This window comes from Hymenobacter terricola (genome assembly GCF_017921975.2).
Classification (GTDB): domain Bacteria; phylum Bacteroidota; class Bacteroidia; order Cytophagales; family Hymenobacteraceae; genus Hymenobacter; species Hymenobacter terricola.
Map to the genome: position 1 here is coordinate 1 of NZ_JAGEMO020000043.1, position 22,508 is coordinate 22,508.

Annotated in this window: 23 protein-coding genes; 17 read left to right on the plus strand and 6 right to left on the minus strand. The window is 59.9% G+C overall.

Annotated features, from left to right (window positions below):
- Window positions 1-28: 28 nt before the first annotated feature.
- The 4 genes from J4G38_RS20305 (at window position 29) to J4G38_RS20320 (ending at window position 3,415) form a co-directional block, all read left to right on the plus strand.
- On the plus strand, window positions 29-1,045 hold the full coding sequence (locus tag J4G38_RS20305; RefSeq protein WP_210520644.1) for a 2Fe-2S iron-sulfur cluster-binding protein: 1,017 nt from the start codon (window positions 29-31) through the stop codon (window positions 1,043-1,045).
- 97 nt (window positions 1,046-1,142) lie between these two features.
- Window positions 1,143-2,237, plus strand: coding sequence for an NADH-quinone oxidoreductase subunit NuoH (gene nuoH / locus J4G38_RS20310; protein WP_210520643.1), 1,095 nt, complete (start codon window positions 1,143-1,145; stop codon window positions 2,235-2,237).
- Between the two features lie 6 nt (window positions 2,238-2,243).
- Window positions 2,244-2,822: a NuoI/complex I 23 kDa subunit family protein gene (locus J4G38_RS20315; protein ID WP_226163604.1), complete on the plus strand. Its 579-nt coding sequence runs from the start codon at window positions 2,244-2,246 to the stop codon at window positions 2,820-2,822.
- An 86-nt stretch (window positions 2,823-2,908) separates the two neighbouring features.
- Complete coding sequence (locus J4G38_RS20320) at window positions 2,909-3,415, plus strand: NADH-quinone oxidoreductase subunit J family protein (RefSeq protein ID WP_210520642.1); 507 nt, start codon at window positions 2,909-2,911, stop codon at window positions 3,413-3,415.
- Between the two features lie 130 nt (window positions 3,416-3,545).
- Here the strand turns inward: J4G38_RS20320 and J4G38_RS20325 are convergent, their stop codons facing one another.
- Window positions 3,546-3,740 (minus strand): hypothetical protein, encoded by a 195-nt coding sequence (locus J4G38_RS20325; protein WP_210520641.1) that lies wholly within the window; start codon window positions 3,738-3,740, stop codon window positions 3,546-3,548.
- A gap of 369 nt (window positions 3,741-4,109) precedes the next feature.
- Here J4G38_RS20325 and J4G38_RS20330 point away from each other — a divergent pair, with 369 nt between their 5' ends.
- Complete coding sequence (locus J4G38_RS20330) at window positions 4,110-4,400, plus strand: hypothetical protein (RefSeq protein WP_210520640.1); 291 nt, start codon at window positions 4,110-4,112, stop codon at window positions 4,398-4,400.
- Between the two features lie 68 nt (window positions 4,401-4,468).
- On the opposite strand, the gene aspS is transcribed toward J4G38_RS20330, so the two are convergent.
- Window positions 4,469-6,232, minus strand: a complete 1,764-nt coding sequence (gene aspS / locus J4G38_RS20335; protein ID WP_210520639.1) for an aspartate--tRNA ligase — start codon at window positions 6,230-6,232, stop codon at window positions 4,469-4,471.
- A 468-nt stretch (window positions 6,233-6,700) separates the two neighbouring features.
- Here aspS and J4G38_RS20340 point away from each other — a divergent pair, with 468 nt between their 5' ends.
- The 5 genes from J4G38_RS20340 (at window position 6,701) to J4G38_RS20360 (ending at window position 10,431) form a co-directional block, all read left to right on the plus strand.
- A complete protein-coding gene (locus tag J4G38_RS20340; RefSeq protein ID WP_210520638.1) occupies window positions 6,701-7,141 on the plus strand; it encodes a T9SS type A sorting domain-containing protein in 441 nt (146 codons plus the stop codon).
- A 160-nt stretch (window positions 7,142-7,301) separates the two neighbouring features.
- A complete protein-coding gene (locus J4G38_RS20345) occupies window positions 7,302-7,850 on the plus strand; it encodes a hypothetical protein (protein ID WP_210520637.1) in 549 nt (182 codons plus the stop codon).
- A gap of 75 nt (window positions 7,851-7,925) precedes the next feature.
- Complete coding sequence (locus J4G38_RS20350) at window positions 7,926-8,357, plus strand: nucleoside deaminase (protein WP_210520636.1); 432 nt, start codon at window positions 7,926-7,928, stop codon at window positions 8,355-8,357.
- A 106-nt stretch (window positions 8,358-8,463) separates the two neighbouring features.
- Entirely contained in the window at window positions 8,464-9,078 is a 615-nt protein-coding gene (locus J4G38_RS20355; protein WP_210520635.1) for a superoxide dismutase, read from the plus strand.
- A gap of 222 nt (window positions 9,079-9,300) precedes the next feature.
- Entirely contained in the window at window positions 9,301-10,431 is a 1,131-nt protein-coding gene (locus J4G38_RS20360; protein WP_210520634.1) for an alkene reductase, read from the plus strand.
- Window positions 10,432-10,518: 87 nt separating this feature from the next.
- Here the strand turns inward: J4G38_RS20360 and J4G38_RS20365 are convergent, their stop codons facing one another.
- Window positions 10,519-11,319 (minus strand): zinc metalloprotease, encoded by an 801-nt coding sequence (locus J4G38_RS20365; RefSeq protein WP_210520633.1) that lies wholly within the window; start codon window positions 11,317-11,319, stop codon window positions 10,519-10,521.
- Window positions 11,320-11,587: 268 nt separating this feature from the next.
- On the opposite strand from J4G38_RS20365, the gene J4G38_RS20370 reads away from it, so the two are divergent.
- Window positions 11,588-12,871 (plus strand): nucleoside permease, encoded by a 1,284-nt coding sequence (locus J4G38_RS20370; RefSeq protein ID WP_210520632.1) that lies wholly within the window; start codon window positions 11,588-11,590, stop codon window positions 12,869-12,871.
- A 188-nt stretch (window positions 12,872-13,059) separates the two neighbouring features.
- Window positions 13,060-14,160 (plus strand): AAA family ATPase, encoded by a 1,101-nt coding sequence (locus tag J4G38_RS20375; protein WP_210520630.1) that lies wholly within the window; start codon window positions 13,060-13,062, stop codon window positions 14,158-14,160.
- 108 nt (window positions 14,161-14,268) lie between these two features.
- On the opposite strand, the gene J4G38_RS20380 is transcribed toward J4G38_RS20375, so the two are convergent.
- Window positions 14,269-14,679 (minus strand): nucleoside-diphosphate kinase, encoded by a 411-nt coding sequence (locus J4G38_RS20380; protein WP_210520629.1) that lies wholly within the window; start codon window positions 14,677-14,679, stop codon window positions 14,269-14,271.
- Window positions 14,680-14,906: 227 nt separating this feature from the next.
- Here J4G38_RS20380 and J4G38_RS20385 point away from each other — a divergent pair, with 227 nt between their 5' ends.
- From J4G38_RS20385 to J4G38_RS20405, 5 genes are all read left to right on the plus strand, one after another.
- Window positions 14,907-15,953, plus strand: coding sequence for a DHH family phosphoesterase (locus tag J4G38_RS20385; protein ID WP_210520628.1), 1,047 nt, complete (start codon window positions 14,907-14,909; stop codon window positions 15,951-15,953).
- A 38-nt stretch (window positions 15,954-15,991) separates the two neighbouring features.
- Complete coding sequence (locus J4G38_RS20390; RefSeq protein WP_210520627.1) at window positions 15,992-17,035, plus strand: FKBP-type peptidyl-prolyl cis-trans isomerase; 1,044 nt, start codon at window positions 15,992-15,994, stop codon at window positions 17,033-17,035.
- 90 nt (window positions 17,036-17,125) lie between these two features.
- Window positions 17,126-17,746, plus strand: a complete 621-nt coding sequence (locus J4G38_RS20395) for an FKBP-type peptidyl-prolyl cis-trans isomerase (RefSeq protein ID WP_210520626.1) — start codon at window positions 17,126-17,128, stop codon at window positions 17,744-17,746.
- Between the two features lie 61 nt (window positions 17,747-17,807).
- The gene (locus J4G38_RS20400; RefSeq protein ID WP_210520625.1) at window positions 17,808-18,281 is read left to right on the plus strand and encodes an FKBP-type peptidyl-prolyl cis-trans isomerase; all 474 of its coding nucleotides are present in this window, start codon (window positions 17,808-17,810) and stop codon (window positions 18,279-18,281) included.
- A 104-nt stretch (window positions 18,282-18,385) separates the two neighbouring features.
- Entirely contained in the window at window positions 18,386-19,339 is a 954-nt protein-coding gene (locus J4G38_RS20405; protein WP_226163605.1) for an FKBP-type peptidyl-prolyl cis-trans isomerase, read from the plus strand.
- A 15-nt stretch (window positions 19,340-19,354) separates the two neighbouring features.
- On the opposite strand, the gene recO is transcribed toward J4G38_RS20405, so the two are convergent.
- Both recO and porZ read right to left on the minus strand, forming a co-directional pair.
- Window positions 19,355-20,077, minus strand: coding sequence for a DNA repair protein RecO (gene recO, locus J4G38_RS20410; RefSeq protein WP_210520622.1), 723 nt, complete (start codon window positions 20,075-20,077; stop codon window positions 19,355-19,357).
- Window positions 20,078-20,153: 76 nt separating this feature from the next.
- Entirely contained in the window at window positions 20,154-22,496 is a 2,343-nt protein-coding gene (gene porZ, locus J4G38_RS20415) for a type IX secretion system anionic LPS delivery protein PorZ (RefSeq protein ID WP_210520621.1), read from the minus strand.
- Window positions 22,497-22,508 lie beyond the last annotated feature (12 nt).

The window sequence follows — 22,508 nt, forward strand, 5'->3', positions numbered from 1 at the left end:
ACAGCAAGAATTAATACTCGATATACCAATGGCTAAAATAACGTTCGACGGCATTGAGGTGGAAGTTCCGGATGGAACGACCATTCTGAACGCGGCCCGCCAGATTGGCGGCGGCATCGTGCCGCCCGCCATGTGCTACTACACCCCGCTGAAGGGCACGGGCGGCAAATGCCGCGCCTGCCTGGTGCGCGTGGCGGCTGGTTCGGCCAAAGACCCGCGCCCCATGCCCAAGCTGGTGGCCTCGTGCATCACAACGGTGCAGGACGGCATGGTGGTCGAAAACACGACCTCGCAACAGGTGATGGATGTGCGCAAGGGCATCGTGGAAATGCTGCTCATCAACCACCCGCTCGACTGCCCGGTGTGCGACCAGGCCGGCGAATGCGACCTGCAAAACTTCGCCTTCGAGCACGGCGTGAGCACTACCCGCTACGAGGAAGAGCGCCGCACCTTCGAGAAAATCGACATCGGGCCGCTCATTCAGCTGCACATGACGCGCTGCATCCTGTGCTACCGCTGCGTGTACACCGCCGACCAGCTCACGCCCGAGCGCGTGCACGGCGTGCTGGGCCGCGGCGATGCCTCGGAAATCGGTACCTACATCGAGAACATCATCGACAACGAGTTCAGCGGCAACGTCATCGACGTGTGCCCGGTGGGCGCGCTGACGGATAAAACCTTCCGCTTCAAGCAGCGCGTGTGGTTCACGAAGCCCGTGAATGCCCACCGCGACTGCCAGACCGACAAGTGCAACGGCCGCGTAACGCTGTGGTATAAAGGCAAGGACGTGCTTCGCGTGACCGCCCGCAAGGACGAGTACGGCGAAGTGAAAGAGTGGATTTGCAACACCTGCCGCTTCGATAAGAAGGAAACTTCGGACTGGGTGCTCGAAGGCCCGGCGCACATCAACCGTGCTTCGGTTATTGCCCAAAACCACTACGAGTTACCCGTGGTAAACCCGCAGGTGATTCTGGATTTGCCGGAAAGCACCACCCGCGAGCTGGAACGTAACCCGCCGCTGCGCCTGGGCGGCATCAATGGATGATTTGCTGATTGATTGATTTGCTGATGTGCTTATTAGAAGCCAACGCAAGTCAAAGAACCAAGCACATCAGCAAATCAATTAATCAACACATCAAAAAATGACTCTCCCCGCTCTGGGCTGGCAAGGCCTCGTTGTTCTGGTAGTTTTCGGCGTTTCGCTGCTGATTGCCACGTATTCCACTTATGCGGAGCGCGTCATCGCCGCGTTTCTGCAGGACCGGGTGGGCCCGGACCGCGCCGGTCCTTTTGGCCTGCTCCAGCCGCTGGCCGATGCCGTGAAGCTCTTCACTAAGGAAGAATTCTTCCCGGCCGGGGCCAACCGGGCGCTGTTCGTGTTCGGGCCCTGCCTGGCGATGGTTACGGCCCTGATGTCGTCGGCAGTGATTCCGTTCGGCAACGTGCTGCAATTCGGCGAAACGGCCATTTACCTGCAAGGCATTGAAATCAATGTCGGCATGCTCTACGTGTTCGGCATGGTTTCGCTGGGCGTGTACGGCATCATGATTGGCGGCTGGGCTTCGAACAACAAGTTCTCGTTGTTGGGTGCCATCCGTGCGGCTTCGCAAAACATTAGCTACGAGTTGGCCATGGGCCTGGCCCTGATTGCCGTGCTGATGATTTCGCACAGCTTGTCGCTGCGCGAAATCACGTTTCAGCAGGCTTCGGACGCGCCGTTTGTGTGGCGCGACATCTTCAATTGGAACGTGATGAAGCAGCCGCTGGGCTTCGTTATTTTCATCGTCTGCTCCTTCGCCGAAACTAACCGCACGCCCTTCGATTTGCCCGAGTGCGAAACCGAACTGATTGGCGGCTACCACACCGAGTATAGCTCCATGAAAATGGGCCTGTACCTGTTTGCTGAGTACATCAACGTGTTCGTGGCCTCGGCCGTGATGAGCGTGCTGTACTTCGGTGGCTTCAACTTCCCGTTCCAATCCGAGCTGCGCAACTGGCTGGTATCGAGCCGTGGTCTGGAGTTGGTGACGGCTCAGAACATCATCACCATCTTCGGTTTGGTGGGCCTGTTCGCCAAAATCTTCAGTTTCATTTTCTTCTTTATGTGGGTGCGTTGGACGCTGCCGCGCTTTCGCTACGACCAGCTGATGCGCCTGGGCTGGACCATCCTCATTCCGCTGGCCATCTTCAACATCATGCTGACAGGCGGCCTGATTACGTTCGGCGTAATTAAATAACGACTCATGGAATCCTTAAGCAAACGCGCCAAAGTCCTGACCAAAAAGCCAATGACGCTGGCCGAGCGGGCTTACCTGCCGGCCATTTTCCAGGGCTTGTCGATTACGATGCAGCACTTTTTCCGGGCTGCCACCAAGAAGCAAATCACCATCCGCTACCCCGAGGAAACGCGGCCTTTCTCCCCCGTTTTCCGCGGCCTGCACGTGCTCAAGCGCGACGAAGCCGGTCGGGAGCGTTGCACCGCCTGCGGCCTGTGCGCCGTGGCCTGCCCCGCCGAAGCCATTACCATGGTGGCCGGCGAGCGCAAGAAGGGCGAGGAAAACCTCTACCGCGAGGAGAAGTATGCCGTCAGCTACGAAATCAATATGCTGCGCTGCATCTTCTGCGGCCTCTGCGAAGAAGCCTGCCCCAAAGCCGCCGTGTACCTGCAAGCCGACAAAATGGCTCCGCCCCGCTTTGAGCGCGACGAGTTCATCTACGGCAAAGACCGGCTGGTAGAGCCCGTGACGCCGGACAACCGCTCGAAGCGCGGCATTCAGCTCACACCCGAGCAAGCCGACAAGCTGCGTTCGCAACTGGCGTAATGTAGCGCGGATTTTGTAGTCCGCGTCTGGCAAGAATTCTCTCATCACCGTTCCACTCGCGGACTACAAAGTCCGCGCTACTGCTCATGTCTCTCTTCCTCTTTCTCTCGTTTGTGGCGCTGCTGAGTGCATTGGGCGTGGTGCTGGCCAAAAACCCGGTGCATAGCGTTCTGTTTCTCATCCTCACGTTCTTCACGCTCTCGGGCCACTACCTGCTGCTGAACGCGCAGTTCCTGGCCGCCGTGAACATCATCGTGTACGCCGGGGCCATCATGGTGCTGTTCCTGTTCGTGATTATGTTCCTGAACCTGAACGAGGACACCGAGCCGCACAAGCCGGCCCTGGCCAAGTTCGCGGCCGCCATTGCCGGTGGTTCGCTCCTGCTGATACTGGTAGCGGCCATGCGCAACGTGAACCCCGCCGGCTATGACCCCACCAGCTTCGACTCGCAAATCGGGATGGTGGATAAGCTGGGGCTGGTGCTGTTTCAGCAATATGCGCTGCCGTTTGAATTGGCTTCCATCCTGCTGCTGACCGCCATGGTGGGCTCGGTGATGCTGGGCAAGCGCGAAACGGGCGAGCGGAATTTCTAAATAATCTGCTGCTAATAGAAAGAGCCGTACCCAATGAGGGTGCGGCTCTTTTTTATGGATAATTCCTAAAATCCTATCGACTGATAATAATCACCTCTAATTAGTCCGGCTATTTTCGACCAGACCGTAATTAGTTATAGCTGGCGGTGGTCGCAGCACCTTTTACCTGCGCAATTACTGTTGAGCGCATGGGCATGGAACGGTAAGTAGGCACCCGCATTTTATACACCGGCGAGACAGTGAGTTGCGCCTGCAACAACGAGGCACTCAGCGCAACCCAGAACAGAAGAACAAGAACGGCGGTGAAAATGCAGCTTTTGAACACGGGTGCGAGTGGTGAAGTGCTTAACTGATACAAACCTACTGGTTTGGGTCGAGGTTGAATTTTGCCTTTCGCTCAATAACCTGCGTCGCCCGGTGAACGGTAATTTTTGGGGCATGAGCGTCGGTACATTGGTTTTGAATAAGCGGAGGCTGGGCTGCTTTTGGGCCGGAAGTAGCGCCTGATGGTTCGTTAGCCATTGCGGTCGACGTGCAGACGCGTGTAAAAGCCGTCCAGTCAAGCCGGCGGCGGATTGTCCAGGGCATAGCCGTAGACCACGCTGTTGAGGTAGGCGGGGGCCTGCTCGTGGGTGTCGGCGTGGTGGGCGGTGCGGTCTAGGCGGAAGGACATTTCGCGTAGACTTGACTTGATATGGCAACTTCAAGCAAAGAAACACTTTTCATTATGTTCTGGCTATCCATGGTCATTAACATCGCAATTCAGTATGCCCTTCATCCTGCTATTGTCGGAGGAAACAACTTTATATCGCTTGCAAGCGCCCTTACAGGCAGGGCCGTTGCCTTTCTATTACTTCCGCTTATGGCACTTGGAGTTATGAAGCTGATTACTTATTTCACCAAGCGTCCTGTCAAGCAGCAGAATGTTGTTATGTGGTCTGCTTGGTCTGTTTTCTTTGTTGTTAGCACTCTGAGTTATCTGTAACATTCCAAAAACGAAAGCGGCGACTGATTCCTCAGTCGCCGCTTTCTGCTTTATTCAGTTCTAAAATCCTACTTCGCCACCACGGCCGTTTTAATGCTCAACTCCTTCAACTGCACCTCTGAAATGGGCGAGGGTGAGTCAATCATCACGTCACGGCCGGAGTTATTTTTGGGGAAGGCGATGAAGTCGCGGATGCTGTCGGAGCCGCCGAAGAGGCTGCACAGACGGTCGAAGCCGAAGGCGAGGCCGCCGTGGGGCGGTGCGCCGTACTCAAAGGCGTCGAGCAGGAAGCCGAACTGGGCCTGGGCTTCTTCGGGGGTGAAGCCGAGCAGGCCGAACATGCGCGATTGCACGGCGCGGTCGTGGATGCGGATGGAGCCGCCGCCTACTTCCACGCCGTTTATCACGAGGTCGTAGGCGTTGGCGCGGGTCTGGCCGATGGTTTCGGAGGAATCGAGCAGGGCCAAATCCTCGGGCTTGGGCGAGGTGAAGGGGTGGTGCATGGCGAAGTGGCGGCCTTCTTCCTCGCTGAATTCGAGCAGCGGGAAGTCAATTACCCACAGCGGCGAGAACGTGTTGGCGTCGCGCAGGCCGAGGCGGCGGCCCATTTCGAGGCGCAGCTCGCTCATGGCTTTGCGGGTTTTGGCTTCGGAGCCGGCCAGCAGCAGGATAAGGTCGCCGGGGTTAGCCCCGAAGGCGGCGCTCCACTTCTGCAATTCCTCCTGCGAGTAGAACTTATCGACCGAGGATTTTACCTGGCCGTCGGCTTCCACGCGGGCGTAGATGAGGCCGGTGGCCCCGATTTGGGGCCGCTTCACCCACTCGGTCAGCTCGTCGAGCTGCTTGCGGGTGTAGGCGGCGCAGGTGGCGGCGTTGATGCCGAGCACCAGCTCGGCGCTGTCGAAGACGGGGAAGCCCTGGCCCTTCACGGTTTCGGTGAGGTCGGCGAACTTCATTTCGAAGCGGGTGTCGGGCTTGTCGTTGCCGTAGTCGCGCATGGCGTCGGCGTAGGTCATGCGGGGCACGGTGGGGAAATCGAGGTTTTTGATTTCCCTGAACAGGTAGCGCACCAGGCCTTCGAACATGTCCAGGATGTCTTCCTGGGTCACGAAGGCCATTTCGCAGTCAATCTGGGTGAACTCGGGCTGGCGGTCGGCCCGCAGGTCTTCGTCGCGGAAGCACTTCACAATTTGAAAGTAGCGGTCGAAACCCGACACCATGAGCAGCTGCTTAAACGTCTGGGGCGACTGCGGCAGGGCGTAGAATTCGCCGGGGTTCATGCGGGACGGCACCACGAAATCGCGCGCGCCTTCGGGCGTGGACTTGATGAGGACGGGCGTTTCGACTTCGATGAACTCCTGGCCGTCGAGGTAGCGGCGCACGGCCTGGGCCATTTTGTGGCGCAGCATCAGGTTGTTGCGCACCGGGGTGCGGCGCAGGTCGAGGTAGCGGTACTTCATCCGCAGGTCGTCGCCGCCGTCAGTGTCGTCTTCGATGAGGAAAGGCGGCAGCTTGGCGGGGTTCAGAATCTCGACTTGCTCGGGGCGGATTTCGATGCCGCCGGTCGGGATTTTGTCGTTTTTGGAGTAGCGCTCGGCTACTTTGCCGGTCACGCGCAGCACGAATTCGCGGCCGAGGTGGCGGGCGGTGGAGCGCACTTCTTCGGCCTCCACGCCTTCTTCGAGGGTGATTTGGGTGAGGCCGTACCGGTCGCGCAGGTCAATCCAGAGGATGGCGCCCTTGTCGCGGGTGCGCTGCACCCAGCCGCAAAGGGTGACGGTTTGGCCGATGTGCTCGGGGCGGAGCTCGCCGCAGGTGTGGGTACGTAGCATGGACCGCAGATTTAACGGATTCTAACTGATTTAACGGATTATTGGGGTTCCGCTTTTTTGTGCGAAGGTAGCCACTGGGCGGGCGGGGCGAAACTCGAATATTGCCGCCTGGGGCTTCGGGCAGGGCCGGAAGGCCTAAATAGGCTTACAAGGGCCTCGATAAATCTGTCGGAGCCCGTAGCGCCCGCTACGGACCACTTAAGAAAAGTATTGGTGCCCGTAGCGCCCGTTACGGACCACTTGAGAAAAGTATTGGTGCCCGTAGCGCCCGTTACGGACCACTTGAGAAAAGTGTGGGCCTCTATAGCAAATCCTATGGGCACCCGGATAAAACGCAGGTGGTTCCGCCGCTTTGGCTGCTGCGGCTGCACATTCTCGCCGCAACCCGCCCCGGCCGTTTTTGGTACGGGATATGTAAAGGGCGCTGGCAACTGCGTTCCTTTGTTCTCTCAATCTCTTCAACTTCTCATGAAATTCCTCCCCGCGCTCGCCCTGGCCACCGCTCTTCTGGCCGCCGGCACTGCCCAGGCCCAGACCAAAATCAAGACTAAAAGCAAGTCCGATGCCTCGGGCACCGAGATTAAATCCAAAGGCACGGCCGGCGCTGTCACGCTCGACGGGCCCATTAAGCGCATCGAAACGCTGTCGGGCATCGACGTTTTCCCCAAGCCCAACTCGACCGACATCCTGCTGAGCTTCACCCAGCAATTCACCAAGGCCGGCACGCTGGTGATGACCGATTATAAAAACAAAGTGATGTACCAAACCGAGCTGGACCCGGCCAATAACACCGGCGCCCCCGTGAACCTGGGCAAGATTCCGGCCGGCACTTATTTGGTAGAAGCCAAAACCGGCAACTACGTGTACTGGAAGAAAGTGCGGATTAAATACCCCGCCGTCCGCCGGTAGGGATTCGGTTGCCACCCCCCGGAACGTCGTCATGCAGAGCGGAGCGAAGCATCTCGCGTGCAGTAGTGAACCAATCGGTTGAGTTACTACTGCACGCGAGATGCTTCGCTCCGCTCTGCATGACGTTCTTTTGTATTGTTGTTCTGAACCCCCACCCGCTATGAAAACCACCGCCTTTCTGCTGCTTTTCTTCGCCCTCACGGCCTTTGCGCCCAAGCCCAAGCTCACTACGGTCAAGCTGGCTTCGGGGCTGTCGGTGGGCGTGCCAGCGGGCTTTGCGCCGCTGCCTGATGACGGCATTGCGGTGAAATACCCCTCGCCGCGCAAGCCGCTGGCCGTGTATTCCAACCCCAGCGGGCGCGTGGACTATAGCGTGGCCGTGCGCCCCACCACCTTCGAAAGCTTCGATTACGGCGTGCTGCTGAAGATTTACAAATCCAGCATCCAGCGGCTCTACACCAAGGTCGACTTTTTGAAGGAGGACATTCGCACCGTCAACGGGCGCGATTTCATCTATTTCGAGTTCGTGTCCACGGTTTCGGATGCGCGGCGCAACAGCCAGCTCACGCCCATCAAGCGGTACCAAACGGTGCAATACGCCATCCAGGGGCAGCAATTGTACGTTTTCACCTTCGTGGCCCCGGCCGAGGAGCAGGCCCAGTGGCAGCCCACGGCCCAGGCCGTGATGGGCGCAATTGTGATGAAGTAGCGCGGACTTTGTAGTCCGCGACTGAATGCACCGGCGCAAACGCGGACTACAAAGTCCGCGCTACAGCAACCAGCCATGACCGACGATTATTTTATGCACCAGGCCCTGGCCGAAGCCGGAAAAGCCCTGGCCGCCGATGAAATTCCCATCGGGGCCGTGGTGGTGTTCGAGCAGCAGATAATCGGGCGCGGCTACAACCAGACCGAGCAGCTGCGCGACGTCACGGCCCACGCCGAAATGCTGGCCCTGACCGCCGCCGCCAATCATTTGGGCAATAAATACCTGGCCGATTGTACCCTCTACGTCACCATTGAGCCGTGCGTGATGTGCGCCGGCGCCAGCTACTGGGCCCAGCTCAAAGCCGTGGTTTTCGGAGCCGACGAGCCAAAAGTGGGTTTCCGGCGGCATGGGCAGCTGCTGCACCCGCGCACCCAGCTGCGCGGCGGCGTGCGAGCCGAAGAATGTGCGGCATTGATGCGCACTTTTTTCAATTTGAAGCGGAAATAATCTACTTTTGATATTATGTGGGCGGTCGATGCAACCATCGCCAAAACCGGCTGTTTCGATAGCGCCTATTTCTTACACTCTCCACCACCCAAACCCCTTTTCACTTATGGCTTTTGAACTGCCCAAACTCCCGTACGCCTACGATGCGCTCGAGCCCACGTTTGATGCGCAAACGATGGAAATCCACCACACCAAGCACCACCAGGCCTACGTCACGAACCTGAACGCGGCCATCGCGGGCACCGAGATGGAGCACCAGTCGCTGGAAGAAATCCTGCACAACATTGCCAAGGCTCCCGCGGCCGTGCGCAACAACGGCGGCGGGCATTACAATCACTCGCTGTGGTGGACCATCCTGTCGCCCAACGGCGGTGGGCAGCCCACCGGCGCGGTTGGCGAAGCCATTACGTCGACTTTCGGCAGCTACGACAAGTTCAAGGAGGAATTCACCAAAGCCGCCACCACGCGTTTTGGCTCGGGCTGGGCCTGGCTGTGCAAGCAGGCCGACGGCTCGGTGCAAATCTGCTCGACGCCCAACCAGGACAACCCGCTGATGCCCGAATCAGGCTGCAAAGGCCTGCCCGTGCTCGGCCTCGACGTGTGGGAGCATGCCTACTACCTGAAGTACCAGAACCGCCGGCCCGACTACATCGCCGCGTTCTTCAACCTGATTAACTGGGACGAGGTAAACCGCCGGTTTGCCGCCACCGTGCCCGCCTAGTGCGGCCGGGGTATTGCTGCTCCGCGTAATTATTGCCAGCCAGAAAGCCCGTTCCACGTTGTGGGGCGGGTTTTTCTGTTTTTGATGCTGAACCCGTGCCCTTTCACACAAAGACAATGCCAGCAGCCAAAACAATTCATGTACCTACTTGCTTCTTAGCCGCGCTTCACCCCGTATGAAGTTGCGGCCCGCGCACTGCAACGCTTTCTTTCCCGAACTCATATGTCGAACAAAGCTTTTGAGCCTGCCAAACTCGGCCCGCTCACCCTTGCCAACCACATTGTGATGGCCCCCATGACCCGCAGCCGCGCTCCGGGCAACGTGCCCAACGAGCTGATGGCCGAATACTACCGCCAGCGCGCCACAGCCGGCCTCATCATCACGGAAGGCACGTCGCCCTCAGCCGATGGCTTGGGCTACGCCCGCATTCCCGGCCTCTTCAACCGGGAGCAGGTCACCAACTGGGAGCGCATCACCGAAACGGTGCACCACCACGGCGGCCACATTTTCGTGCAGCTGATGCACGCCGGCCGCGTGTTCCACCCGCTCAACCTGCCCGAAGGCGCCGATGGCGTGGCTCCCTCGGCCATTGCCGCCACCGGCCAGATGTGGACCGACCAGCAGCAGATGCAGGACCAACCCGCTCCCCGCGCCCTCACCACCGAAGAGGTAGCAAAAGTGCGCGACGAGTACGTGCACAGCGCCAAGCTGGCCCTGGAAGCCGGTTTCGACGGCGTGGAGCTGCACGGCGCCAACGGCTACCTGCTGGAGCAATTCCTGAACCCCGCCAGCAACCAGCGCACCGACGAGTATGGCGGCAGCGTGCAGAACCGCGCCCGGTTCGTGCTCGAAGTGACCCGCGCCGTGGCCGAAGCCATTGGGGCCGACCGCATCGGCATCCGCCTCTCGCCCTGGGGCGTGTTCAACGACATGCCGAACTATCCCGAGATTGACGAAACCTACACCTACCTGGCCGAGGAACTGCAAAAAATCGGCGTCGTGTATCTGCATCTGGTGGACCACCAGAGCATGGGCGCGCCCGCCGTGCCCGCCGAAGTGGTGCCGCTCATCCGCGGGAAATTCACCAACTCGCTCATCCTGAGCGGTGGCTACAACACGGTAGCGCAGATTGACGCCGCTCTGGATGGCGCCGCCGACCTCGTGGCCATTGGCCGTCCCTTCATTTCGAACCCGGATTTGGTGGAGCGTTTGCAGAAAGGCCTGCCCTTGGCCGAAAGCGACCAGGCCACGTACTACGCCCCCGGCCCCAACGGCCTTGCCGATGGCTACACCGATTACCCGGTGGCCGACGGCCAGCCCGCCGGCACGTTCTCGCCCACCTACGAGGCGTAGCCCCCCTTGCGTGTTCGCCGGCTGAATCAGATTCTCAAAAGCCCCGGCCTGCATAGGTCGGGGTCGGGGCTTTTTTGTGAAATTATTTTACAGCGCCACGCCCGGCGCCAGCAGCCGAAACACCGCCCCCACTCCCACCAACGCCGCCACCGCCCAGGCCAGATGCAGCTGGCTAAGCAGCGGCACAGCCGGCACCAGGGCATCGGCCGGGTAGGGCTGGCCCATGGCTTTGCCCCAGGCCGCACCCAGCACCATATTGCTCATAATTGGATAAATCAGGCTGATGGGCGTGGGCCAGGGCCAGCTAAGGGCCGTAACCAGGACGGAGCCCAGCAGCCAGGGCAGCGTAATGAGGCCCTGCATAAGCCGACTGCGCAACGGGCGCGCAAGGCCCGCAGGCCCAAAGTCGAGAAACAGCGGCGCGGTGCGGCCCACCACCCACTGCACCCCGAAGCCCGCCGCCACGGCCACCGTCACCGTGGCCCAAACGGGCACCCGCCAGATGGCCTCGACCTGGCCGATGTCGCCGTACGGCACCAGCGGCCCGATGAGCAGGTAGCCCAGAAAGTTGATGATGCCGAACAGCCCCAGGTAGAGCCGCCACAAAGCCGCATCGCCACTGCCGCGCTGCCGCCAGGCCCAGGCCAGAAACACCAAGCCCTGCGCCAGGCTCAGCAGGGGCCCGGCCAGGGCAATGGCCACTTCGGTGCTGGCGGGCAAGTGCTGGGTGAGGTTTTCGACGTGGGAATTGTAGAGCATGGGCCGCCCGCCCAGCCGCTTCGACACCAGCGCATGGCCCAGCTCATGCACCAGGGTAGTGAGTAAAAAGGCTGCTGTGTAGTGCAAAGCGGCCGTGATGGCACCGCGCCAGGGGAAGGAAGTTTTCATCGCAAGAAACAGAAATAAGGGGCGAGCCGACCAGCTACGACGGGTGCGCTTCAGCAGGCTGGCAGCAGCAAATAAAGCGCCTTTAGGCCGGCTTACCGCGGGTGCGGCCGGCCACGGCCCGCTGCAGTCGCGGCCCGTTGCGGGGGCCCGGGGAAGCTGCTCACGGCCGGGCACTTCACAGGGGCTATTTTTATTTATCTTTGATGGTCCCGGCCAGTGCGCCGCCCCTGCTTTTGTCTTTCCCCACCTCCTCTTGCCCTGTTGCCGCATGAATACGAAGCTGCGCCTTACTATCCTGAGTTTCCTCCAGTTTTTCATCTGGGGCTCGTGGCTGATAACTATTGGTGCCTATTGGTTTCAAACGAAGCAGTGGTCGGGCGCGCAGTTTGGTGCCATCTTCTCCACGATGGGCATTGCCTCCATCTTCATGCCCTCGCTCATGGGCATCGTGGCCGATAAATGGATGAATGCGGAGAAGCTCTACGGCATTCTGCACATTCTGGGCGGCCTGGTACTGCTCACCATTCCGATGGTGGGCAACCCCACCGCCATGTTCTGGGTGATGCTGCTGAACATGATTTTCTACATGCCGACCCTATCGTTGTCCATCGCTGTGTCGTTCTCCGTGCTGAAAACCGAAGGGCTCGACGTGGTGAAGGATTATCCGCCCATCCGCGTGTGGGGCACGATTGGCTTCATTGTGGCGCTGTGGACGGTGAGCCTGCTCGGCTTCGAGAAATCGGCCAGCCAGTTTTACGTGGCGGCCGGCGCGGCCATCCTGCTGGGCCTGTATTCATTCACGCTGCCCAAGTGCCCGCCGTCGTTGCAGGCCGCCTCAAGCCGCTCGCTGTTCGACATTCTGGGCCTCAAGTCGTTTGCCCTGCTGCGCGACCGGAAGATGGCTACTTTCTTCATTTTTGCCTTGCTGCTGGGCGCTGCCCTGCAACTCACCAACGCTTACGGCGACACCTTCCTGCACGATTTCGACAAGACCCCGGCCTACCAGGACACCCTGACGGTGAAGCACCCGGCCATTATCATGTCCATTTCGCAGATTTCCGAAACGCTGTTCATTCTGGCTATTCCGTTCTTTTTGCGCCGCTTCGGCATCAAGCAGGTCATGCTGTTCAGCATGATTGCCTGGGTGCTGCGCTTCGGCCTGTTCGCCTACGGCAACCCCGGCGCCGGCCTCTGGATGATTATCCTCTCCTGCATCGTGTACGGCATGGCGTTCGATTTCTTCAACATCTCCGGTTCCCTGTTTGTCGAAACCCAGACGCAGCCCAGCATCCGGGCCAGCGCGCAGGGCTTGTTTATGATGATGACCAACGGCTTTGGGGCCGTGCTGGGCAGCTCGCTGAGCGGCATCATCATTCAGCACTACTTCACCGATGCCACGGGCGCGAAGGACTGGCACAGCATCTGGCTCACGTTTGCCGGCTACTCGCTGGCGATAGCCGTGCTGTTTGCACTCATTTTCAAGCACAAGCATACTACCCAGCCAGCCGAGGAAGCGCACCCCGAAGGCCTGCTCTCGGTAGAGCAGGCTTAGCCAAAAGCCATTGCGCTGAGGCGTGCCTCACCTTGATGGCGCCGAAGGTACCCGTTGGCTTGGTCAAGCCGGGCTGCAATACCTTGATTTTTGGCAGGCTGATTTCGTACCTTTCGGTCACGCTGGCCGGGCGACTTTCCGGGCTGTAAGCCATTATTTATTGTAGTTTGGGTTCGATAGTAAATGGTATGACTGCTTCCTGGCCTCCGGTGGCTACCCCCGACCTCTCCCATATTTTTGAAAAGGACGCGTATTTCCAGCCAGCCTCCTGGTTTTACGCCGCTTTTGGGGCTCTGCCGCGCCGTGAAATTTATCAGCTGGCCGAAGCCGAAGCGCGGCAAAAAGTACTGGCCGCGCTGGCCGAAACCCACGATATAGAGCAAGCCACGGTAGCTCATTCGGTGTACGTGGAGAAAGTGGGCAAAAAGCCGGACATCGGCCATTATGCCGTCAGCCTGGGGCCGCATTTGCTGCTGTGTTTCTACGACCGCGGGCCGTACGGCGACCGCACCGCTCAGCTCCTGTATTCGCCGCAGACCGATGCGGCGCTGCTGGCGCAGGTGCGCGAGCAGCTCATGGCCCAGCTCGAAACCGGGCAGTTGGAGCGCCAGCGTATTCAGGTGCTGCGCCTGGCCTTCAACGACCTGGAGTTTACCCCGTTGCCCATCAAAATTCCGGCCCTGGACCTGGTCACGCACTACAACGACGACCTGCTGCCCGCGCACGAATCCATTCTGCGCCGCCTGCAGCAGCCCGAAGAAAAGGGCATCGTCATCCTGCACGGCCCGCCCGGCACCGGCAAAACCAGCTACATCCGCCACCTCTGCGGCCTCACCGACAAGCCCAAGCTGTTCATTCCGCCCAACCTGGCCGCTCGCATCGCCGACCCCGAATTCATCAATCTGCTGCACGACAACACCAACTCCATTCTACTGATTGAAGACGCGGAAGAGCTGCTGGCCAAACGCGACGGCCAGGGTGGCAACGCCGTCAGCAACCTGCTGAACCTGTCCGACGGGCTGCTGTCCGACGGCTTCCACATCCAGATTGTCTGCACCTTCAACGCCGAGTTGGCCCGCATCGACAAAGCCCTGCTCCGCAAAGGCCGCCTCATTGCCTCCTACCGCTTCGAGCCCCTGGCAATAGAAAAAGCCCAGGCCCTGGCCACCACCCTCGGCCAAACCGAGCTCGTGACCCAAGCCACCACCCTGGCCGACCTCTACAACCGCGACAAAGCCGACTTCAACAGCGAAAGCAAAACCTCCGGCCGCATCGGTTTCAACCGTTGAAGTAAGCCCGTCAATACAAGATGGGTACAAAAAAAGTCTGCTTTTGGCACAAAGAAAAACCCGCCCTGCAATGCGCAGAGCGGGTTTTTCTTTGCAATCAGCTGCGAATTACTTCGCACCGAAGAAGAAGTCACCCTCAATCTGGGCATTCTCGTCAGAGTCGGAGCCGTGCACGGCGTTGGCCTCAATGCTCTTGGCGTACTTTTTCCGGATGGTGCCTTCCTCGGCGTTGGCCGGGTTGGTAGCGCCGATGAGGGTGCGGAAATCAGCCACGGCGTTGTCTTTCTCAAGCACGGCCGCTACGATGGGGCCGCTCGACATGTAGCTCACCAGGTCGTTGTAGAACGGACGCTCGGCGTGCACGGCGTAGAACTGGCCGGCGCGCTCGGCGCTGAGATTAATTTTTTGGAGTTCCACGATGCGGAAACCGCCGGCCTCAATCATGCTCAGGATACCACCGATGTGGTTGTCCTGGACGGCGTCGGGCTTAATCATCGTGAATGTGCGGTTGGTGGCCATTTGGGGGGCTGCTAGGTTGGTTGAAAAGTTATTTGTAGGGCAAAAGTAGCCATAAAGCTCACGGGTTGCCTTGGCCGGGTTAGACAGGCCATTGAGATAGGCAGCAAGAACCTTCCGGGGGGGCGGCGTTGTTAAGACAAGATTTATTCCGACTTTTGCCGACCCAATTATTCGTAAGCCACCGGCCCTCAGTTATTTTTTCCGGCTCTGGGCCATTCACGTTGTCGATGTCTAGTTCCATTTCCGCCCTGCAAGCGTTGCTCGCGCAGCCCAAACAGGTTGTTATCACCACCCACCACAAGCCCGACGCCGACGCCTTGGGCTCATCGCTGGCCTGGGCTGGTTACCTCAAACAAAAAGGCCACCACGTCACCGTCGTCACCCCTTCCGATTATCCCGCGTTTCTGAACTGGATGGAGGGCAACGACGAAGTGGTGGTGTACGACCGCCGCCAGAACGACCGCCAGGTCCGCGACCTGGTGAGCCGCGCCGAGGTCATCTGCTGTCTCGATTTCAGCTGCCTGGGCCGCATCAACGAGCTGGGCGAGTACGTGCGCCAGGCCAGCGCCACCAAAGTCCTCATCGACCACCACCAGGAGCCCGAGGATTTTGCCGACATTACGTTTTCGGTGCCCACGGCCGCGGCCACGGCCGAATTGATTTTCGAAATCATCCGCGACCTGGGCGACCAGGACCTCATCACCACAGGCATTGGCGAAGCCCTCTACGCGGGCATTATGACCGATACGGGCTCGTTCCGCCACCCCAGCACCTCGCGCAACGTGCACTTGATTATTGCCGAGCTGCTCAAGGTTAACATCGATTTGTCGTCGGTGCACCGCCGCATCTACGACTCGCACTCCGAAATCCGCCTGCGCTTCCTGGGCTTTATCCTGAAGGATAAACTGGTGGTGAACCGCGAATTCAACACCGCCTACATCGCCATTACGCAGGACGAGTTGCGCCAGTACCAGAGCAAAACCGGCGACACCGAAGGCCTCGTGAATTATGCCCTCAGCATTGAGGGCATTGTGTTTGCGGCTGTTTTCATCGACCGCGGCGTGGCCGTCAAAATTTCTTTTCGCTCGGTGGGCAGCTTCTCCGTCAGCGACTTTTCGCGGCGGCATTTCGACGGTGGGGGGCACCACAACGCCGCCGGCGGCATCAGCTACGAACCCCTGGATGCAACCGTGGAGCGCTTCCTCGGCATCCTGCCCGAGTATAAAGAGCAGCTTACGGGCGTGCCTGCTGCCGTAGCGCCGCCGGTAGCGTAACTTTGAACCGTTTCTGTTTTTTCATCTCTTTCAATTTCATGCGTTTTTCCTCCCGCTCCGCGCGGCAGCTGGCCCTGGCGGCCGGCCTGCTGGGCTTCGCTTCCCTCACGGCCTGTAACAAAGGCGGTGGTGACTTTGCCAAGACCAAGTCCGGCATCGAGTACAAAATCTTCAAAAAAGACGGCAAAAGCTACGAGCGGCGCGAAATTGGCCCCGACGGCGACCCGACCTACAAAGACCGGGTTGGTAAATTCCTGCTCGGTAACATGCAGTACCGCACCGGTAAGGACTCGGTGTTGCAGAACACCCGCCGCGACGTGGGCCTGCCCGTGCCCCTGCCCCTGCTGGAGCTGAAGCAAAAAGGCGCGCCCGACGAGGCCCTGTCCATGCTCCAGCCCGGCGACAGCGGCGTGTTCCGCTTCCAGGTCGATTCGCTCATCAAGCCCAAATCGGGCCAGCCGGTGCCTAAGTTTCTGCGTAATGGTGGCAACGTGGTGATGATGTTCGTGTCCACTGAGCCCAAGCTCATCACCGAAGCCGAAGCCAAAGCCATGCAGCCCGAGCTGCAAAAGCGCGCCATGGCCGCCCAGATGAAGCAACGCCTGGCCTCGCCCGAATACAAGAAGCAGATGGAGGCCCAGAAGGACGCCCAGGCCAAGGCCATGGCCGCGCCCGCCGTGCAGGCCCAGTTGAAAAAGGACGACGCCGTGCTGCAGGATTACATCAAGAAAAACGGCCTGAACGTGCAGAAGACGCCCTCGGGCATCTACTACCAGGTGCTGAAGCCCGGCACCGGCCCTGTGCCCAAGGCGGGCCAAACGGTGAGCGTGAACTACAACGGCACGCTGCTGAGCGGCAAATTGTTCGATTCGTCGGACAAAGCCGGCAAGCCAATTGACTTCCCCATCGGCCAGGGTGCCGTGATTCCGGGCTGGGACGAGGGCATTGCCCTGCTCAACAAGGGTTCCAAAGCCATTCTGCTCATTCCTTCGTCGCTGGCCTACGGTACTCGCGGCGCTGGGGCCGATATTCCCGCTGATTCACCCCTTCGCTTCGAAGTAGAACTGGTTGACATTCAATAATTATTAGCAAGTTCTTTATTCCGGCCAACGGGCGGCGCGGCACTGCTGCCCGGGCCTCCGTTGGTCGGAATCCTTTTATCCTCTTTCGCCATGAAAAATATTCTGCTGCGTTCGCGCTTTTTGCTGTTGGCGTTTGGCCTGCTGCTGGCGGCCCCCACCCTGTGGAGCTGCAATACCCAGACTGCCCTTCAAAAGCAGCTGTCCGAACACGAAAGCCAGCTGAAAATCATCGATGAGGACACGATTCAGCACTACCTGCAGCGCAGCAATCTGGTTAACAGCGCGACGCGAACTAACTCCGGCTTGTATGTGGTAAACATTACTGCGGGCACGGGCACCCCCGTGACCACGGGCAAGCAAGTGCGGGTTAAGTACATCGGGCGGTTTTTGAGCAATGGCGCGCACCCCAGCTCAACGGGCTACGCCGTTTCGTATGGCAACGCTAACTTTCCGGCCGGCAGTATTTTTGATAACTCCGCAGACAATCACACGGCATGCAGCTGCACTGTTTTCACGGTGGGCGGCGAAGGCCGGGGCGCCGGTTTTACCGAAGGGCTGCTGCTCATGCATCAAGGCGACCGCAAGCTATTGCTTATTCCATCGCGCCTGGCATTTGGGCCCAGTGGCCAAGCCAATTCTGCTACTGGCGCAACGATTGTCCCTCCCGATGCAGCGCTGTCGTATGACGTGGAAATCATCGACGTTTTTTAAGGCTATATCCTTGGGGCCGACGGCTGGCATTTGGCACGGGATGAGCAGCGGAGGGCTCCTCTTGGCATTCCTTGCGGCCGTACCGGCCAGCGCCCAACCGGGCACCAAGCCCGCCGTGCCGAACACCCCCAGCGCGCCAATTACCGCCACCGATTCCGATACTGCGCACCTCGTTCTGCACCATACGCCGAGCGGGGTGCGCTTTGTGTTTCGGGAGCGGGGCACGGGGCCGCAAGCCGGGATTGGCAGCCGCGTAGCCGTGCGCTACACCGGTTTTTTGCCCGATGGCCACGTTTTTGACGCCACCGTGGCATCGGGCGGGCCACTCCGGTTCCGGGTGGGCCGGGGCGAGGTCATTCCGGGCTGGGATGAGCTGCTACCGCTGGTGCCGGCGGGCTCCCGCGTGCGAGCCTGGATACCGGCCGCGCTGGCCTACGGCACCAAGGGCGTGCGCGACCCCGACGACGAAACCCGTTTCCTGATTCCGCCCAACACCGAGTTGGTATTTGAGTTGCTGGTGCTGAGCGTGCGCTAATTATTCTTTAATCGGTTGGTTATTGGGCCCGATTATCAGTTGCTCAAGCCCCCAATATCCCCTTTTGCTAACGACCAGCACTGGTCACCCAACTACAACTTCTGATGCGATATTTCCTTCTCGGCGCGGTCTGTGCGCTATTTACCATCGCGCAGCCCAGCCATGCACAGGCACCGGGGCCAACATTTTCCCGCCTGCCCACGGGCACCGAATACCGCCTGTTTCACAAGGACGCGGCCGGCCACTACCAGCCGCGGGCGCTGGCGCCCACCGATGAGCCCTACGCCAGCCGGGCGGGCAAGGTGCTCACCGTGTTCATGGAATTTCGCACGGGCCGCGACTCAGTCCTTATGAACTCGCGCCAGATGCAGCCCACGCCGCAGCCGGTGGCCCTCCCCGCCCAGCCCGTGCCCGGTGGCCTGGAAGAAGCCCTGGGCCTGCTGCTGCCCGGCGACAGCGCGGTATTTCGCTTCCCCGCCGATACGGTGTTTGCCAAAACTTTCCGCCAGCCGGTGCCCCCGTTCATCAAGAAAAGCGGCAACACGCTGCAAGTGCTGGCCAGCGCCCGCGAGCTGCTCACCACGGCCGAAATGACGGCCCGCCTGCAGCAGCAGCAGGCCGAGCACGACCGGCAGGGCGAAGTGCTGGCCGCCGCCCAAACCACCAAAGACAACGCGCTTATCCTGGCTTACGCGAAAAAAAATAAGCTATTGGTTAAAAAGACCTTGGGCGGCACCTATTACGTCGTGACCCGCGCCGGCAAGGGCCTGCCGCCCAAAAAGGGCCAGACCGTGCGCGTGCTGTACCGCGGCACCGTGATGGCTACGGGCAAAGAATTCGATTCGTCGGCCAAGCACGGCAACGAGCCCATTGCGTTTCCGCTGGGCCAGGGCCAGGTTATTCCGGGCTGGGACCAGGGCATTGCGATGCTGACCAAAGGCAGCAAAGCCATTTTGCTCATTCCCTCGCCACTGGCCTACGGCCCCCGCGGGGCCGGGGCCGACATTCCGGCCAACGCAGTGCTCCGCTTCGAAGTGGAGCTGGTTGATTTCAAGTAAGCCGCCGGGCGCGGGCTACTCTGCCAGCACCTGCGATAAAATGTCCAGCGACCGGATTTCGCCCATCTGCTCGACGTGCAGCTGGTAGTAGCGAATAAGGACGTTCAGCAGCTCGTGCCGCACCCGGCCGTTGGGGATGGTGCTCGTGGCCGGGTCGCGCAGCAGCTCATCGAGGTAGGCATCGAACTCACGCAGGCGCAGCGTGGCGGGGCCGGTTGCGCCTTTGCTGGTCGCCGCGTGGCCGGCCATCACCACCTGGTCGGTCAGCTCGCCCCCGGAGCTGACGCCGAAACCCAGGTAAGTGGCCAGCTTCAGCAGGAAGACCAGGGCAAAGTTTTCAGAGCCCGTAGTTTGCTGGTCGAAGGACAGAATGGAATCGTGCAGAAACTGAAAGAGGGGCTCGTTCTGCTCTTCCTCGCGCACGGCGCGCCCTACCACTTCGGACAGAAATAATACGACGCTGCTTTTCTGCACCTCGAACGGCAGCGTGAGGAAGGGCTCCGCGCAGCGAAACTCCGACAGGCGGGTGAGGCCGCCGCTGCCCCGCGCCACGTAGGCCACCAGTTCCAGCAGCGTAAACGGCTGGAACAGCGCAATGCGCCCCGGCGGCTTGGCCTTCCGCACGCCATTCACCACGTAGCTCTGCACGCCCAGCCGCTCGGTGTATATGCGGGCAATGATGCTCGTTTCGCGGTATTTCAGGTAGCTGAGGACGATGCCTCGGGTCTTAATGAGCATCTTTTGACGTGTTGATGTAACTTAAAATGCTGTGTTGAAGACCGACAGCACATCAACTAATCAGCACACCAAAAAATCATTTACTGAGCACCGCTACTTTGCTCACGCAACCGTTTTTGCCGTCGGCGTCAGACGACAATACCAGGTAGATACCTGAACGAACGCGTTCGCCGTCGGGCTTCGTCATGTTCCAGGTAACGGCGCCACCGCTGGCCGTGGTGGCATAGACGAGGTGTCCGGCCACGTCGGTTATTTTCACCAAGGCGTTATTGGCCAAGCCCGTAATGCCCACGGTGCCCACAAAATCGGGCCGGACGGGGTTGGGAAACACGGCCGTGCAGTGCGGGGCGCCTTCTGTGACGGTGGCGGAGCCGCGATAGGTAACCACGCCGGCATCGGTGGCCACCCAAACTTCGCCGGTTTTGTCGTTCACTTTCACATCCACAATGCGGTCGGATGGCAACGGGCTGTTGGCAGTGGTGAAGTGGAGCAGCGACTCATCGGCGTCGGGGCTGAAGAGCCACAGGCCGTGGTCGGTGCCAAACCATTTGCGGTCGCCGCCGTCCACGGCCATGCACCGCACGGCCTCACTAAACAAGGCCGGGAAGCCCGTGCCATCGCCCCGGCGCACAATGGGCAGCGTAAACCCCAGGGTGGACTGGAACGGCCCCGAGGGGTCGTTGAAAACGGCTACGCCCTTGATGGTAGCGGCCCAGATGTAGCCGCGCCGGTCCTTGGCCAATTCATAAATCTGGTTATCCGGCAAGCCCGAGGACACATTAAAAAGACGCGGCGGGTTAGGGGCCACCAAGTCCGGGTCGATAGCGTACAAGCCAAAAGCGGGGCCACCAACGCTGGAGTTGTCGGTTTTGCGTGACACCGATACCCAGGCATAGCCGTTGTCGTCCAGCGCGATGCGTTCCAGAACCTCCAGCCCCGTTACCCACGGAATGGTTTGCCAGGTGGTGGCGGCCGGGTCAAAAAGAAATAAGCCCGAAATTCCTGATTGTATGTGTCGGTTCACCACCCACACCTTGCCCTCGGCGGTAGCGGCCAAGTCGGTGACCTCCACGCGGTTGTTGCCGCCGCCAAACGTGCCCAATAATGGGCTGCCGGCCGGAGCGCCTTGCCCAAACTGCCGCCAATTACCGGGGCCTTTCCATTCGAGCAAGCCGCCGCCATTGTGGCCCACGTACAGCGTGCCATCGGGTGTACGGGTGCCGCGCACAGGGCTAAGCGGATTGGGGTAATTTGTGGTACTTGGATAAGTAGTCGAGGTAATATTGGTCCACTGCCCAGCGGCGTATTCGTAGAAGCCCGCCCGGTAGCCATTGGGGAAATACCGTTCCGAGTAGCCCCCGGTGAATATGTCCACCGTATTGCTGCGGGAATCGGCCAGAATACTAAAGGCAAGGCTGCTTTCGGGGCCATTGGCGACGAATGATTCGGTGGCCTTGCCCGTGCCGGGGTACACGTGCTGCAGGCCCAGTTGGTAATTGGCTACGTAATAGCTGCCGTCGCGTGAGCGCACCGCATCATTGGTGGAAGTATTGGGAGTGCGTGGCACCACTACAGTCACGGCTCCGCTCGCGTTGATGCGGCGCACCCCGGAATCGTTATCAACTACATACAGCCCATTGATGTCGGCCCGCAGGCTGCGAAACTGCCCGGTATACGTACCCGGCATCGAAACCCAGGCCCCGGCCGAAAATTTAAACACCGCCGAGCCCGCGCCTTCCACGGCCGCATATACCTGTCCGGCATAGGCGGCCACGAAACGATAAATATGTTGCGAGGCGGTGCCAGCCGGCACGGGCAGGTACTGCGTCCAACTGTGGTAATCCAGCAGGTTGCTGGTTAATTGGCCTCGCAACAATCCCACTGAGGTTGCTACCACCAAGGCGCCGTTTGCAACGGCGGCGTCGTACACGTTCACCACGGCGCCACCGGGGCCAATATTAGCGTACGTGTCGCTGATTTCCAGCTTGACCAAATCCACTACCACAACGCCAAAGCTCGTCGATATGTAGGCCTTACTCCCGCTGATAGACACTTGGTTGATGTCTTTGCTGCCTTGAATTGACTTGCGCAGCACGTCGCTCAGGTTGCGAATGCTGCCGTTGGGCTGCAGAATGTCGATGTTGGCATTGTGGTACACCAACACGGTTTGCCGGGTCACCGAATCGTAGGCCATCGCCACCACGTTGACATCGTGCAGGCCGTCGCGGCTCGATAGTACCTGCGTTGTGTTCAGCTTCTTATCCAGGAAATAGAAGGAGTTGTCGGTGGCTACGTACACCCGGTCGCCGGTATCAGCCAAGCGCTGGGGATGATTGGTAGGCAAGTGGAGCTGCCAGTCGCCGTAGCCGGCCGTGCTTTGGGCCCGGCCGGGACTGGCAAACAGCAGTAAACCACTCAACGTAAGCAAGCA